General features: G+C 45.9%; 1 protein-coding gene and 1 pseudogene. Both read right to left on the reverse strand.

Going from position 1 to position 2,015, the window contains the following annotated elements:
- Positions 1 to 1,118: RNA-guided endonuclease InsQ/TnpB family protein (locus METMK1DRAFT_RS00745; RefSeq protein ID WP_009069636.1), on the reverse strand; the 1,118-nt coding region annotated here is incomplete at its 3' end.
- Positions 1,102 to 1,741: pseudogene (locus METMK1DRAFT_RS00750) on the reverse strand (IS607 family transposase). The pseudogene METMK1DRAFT_RS00750 and the gene METMK1DRAFT_RS00745, both read right to left, overlap by 17 nt.
- Positions 1,742 to 2,015 lie beyond the last annotated feature (274 nt).

Raw genomic sequence — 2,015 nt, forward strand, 5'->3', positions numbered from 1 at the left:
GAGCCCAACGGCACGGGGCTCACATCTCCAGCCCTTTTCTTCAGATTGTACAGTGCAACCACGTCCCTATGCCACCTTTCCTTCCCCTTCCCACAAACACCAACCCTTGGGGCATCGCCCCCATCGGGTTGGTAAACGATCTTCGTCCCGTGGACTGGGCAAACAGTGGAAGTGTGAGAGGGGTTAACTAAGAGTACGGGGACACCGAACTCCCTAGCCTTCTCTATGATGGCATTCTTCATTGAGGAAAATGCTGCTCTATAAATCCTCAACCTAAGCTGTTTGTCCTTCACGTCCTTTATCATGTGCTCCGGAGTTCTCCCTGGCAAGTCCTCTAAAACTATGACACTCCTACTTTCAAAAGCCTCTTTGACGATCAGCTTGGCTAATTTCCTCCTAACGTCTACTTTCTTATCCCTCTCCCTCAGCCTCTTTAACTTCCCCCTCACTTCCCTATCCTTAGTTGACCTACCAGTAGTTATTGCCTTCCTCCTATACTCATAGCCCAGAGTAATTTTTTTAGTGTTAGTCTCTAAAAGCGTCGGTTTTCCATCAACTAATACGGAGACCGAGTCCTCGTTAAGGTCGACGGGGATGAAACCCTTAGGCTCATAAGGTTTAACATCCCTCTTAAAAATGACGTAGAACTCTACAACGTTCCCCTTCAACAGCCTAAACCTGGCCTCACTGGCAATTGACCAGCCCTTGTTATAATATCTCCAGAAGATCTTAGGGAAGGTTGGTGAAATGAAAACCCTACTCCTCTTTGTGGAAATTGAAATCGTGTCGAGGCTGAACTTCCACAGATGATCATCTAGATGCACAGTGACTCTCCTCACAGACGGTTTCTCAGTGTAAGCCCTACCTCTCTTCTTCAACTTCTCAAAGCTGTCCAACCTCTCGCTTGCGTCCTCACAGGCGGTGTAAATGAAATGGGATGGTAAGTCCTTGTACTTCTCCCTCTCAGTCTTGTAAATCCCAGCTTTAATCCTGGTGAAGGAGGTAGTCTCGTTTGACAACCCATAATTTATTGCCTCCTCTAGAACCTCTCTGTACTCCCCCTCAACTTCCTTAAGTGCTGAGTAAGTTTCATGATCAACCTTAACCCTTAACTTCACTGTCCTCTCCACTCAACTCACCTATCAACTTTTTTACGCCTTGAACCAGGACTGTCTTCTTGTGACTCCTCATTCCGAAAATTTTCCCTGCGAATGAGGTAATGATTGAGATTAAGTCCTCCACAAGTTCCTGTGTATCCTTAGGTTCCTCACCGAAAACTACTTCAATCTTAAACTCCCACGGTTGAGAAGAACTCCTCAATGTACTCAAATCCAAAACGCGTTAGTCTGTCTTTGTAGGTTATTAATACGACGTCTACACTCCTTCCCTCAACAAGTTTGAATAGCCTTAACAGTCCTTTCCTTCCTGTGTTCAACCCGCTAGCTACATCTTTCAGTACTTCAACCACCTTGTAACCCTTCGCCGTTGCGTAATTTGTTAGGTAGTTCACTTGCCTCTCCGAGTCCTCTCTCTGGTCAGCCGAGGACACCCTTGCGTAAATTACAGCCCTCGTCTCTTCCCTCCTCTCTAAGTACTTCTTAATCTCGCTGTAAGGTATCCTATACTTCCCTCCTTCAGTCGTTACCGCCCTTATTTTCCCTTCTCTAATCCACCGTAGGAGTGTTGAGTATGAGATGCTGAGCAGTTGGCAAGCCTCCTTGGGTCTCAGTAGTCTCTCCACGAGATTGGTTGATAATAAATAAATATAAAAAGATTTCTATTAACGTGAGAAAGGATTCAGCTCTCCGCCCCCGTTAAGATAAACAAAAAGGGATTTACGGTTTAGCGGAAACTGTTTTACAACTGCTCTTGAGAAAATCTGATCTCCCCACCCCCTCTTTTATAAACAGACGATGATAAACCATCATATGCGTTACTCCACTCTGGCCAAGTGGTCCTACGGTCTCAAGGTTTTGGTCGTGGCCGAAGCGATTCTCTTCGTTTCCCCTTACATC

It is taken from the genome of Metallosphaera yellowstonensis MK1 (assembly GCF_000243315.1).
Lineage (GTDB): Archaea > Thermoproteota > Thermoprotei_A > Sulfolobales > Sulfolobaceae > Metallosphaera > Metallosphaera yellowstonensis.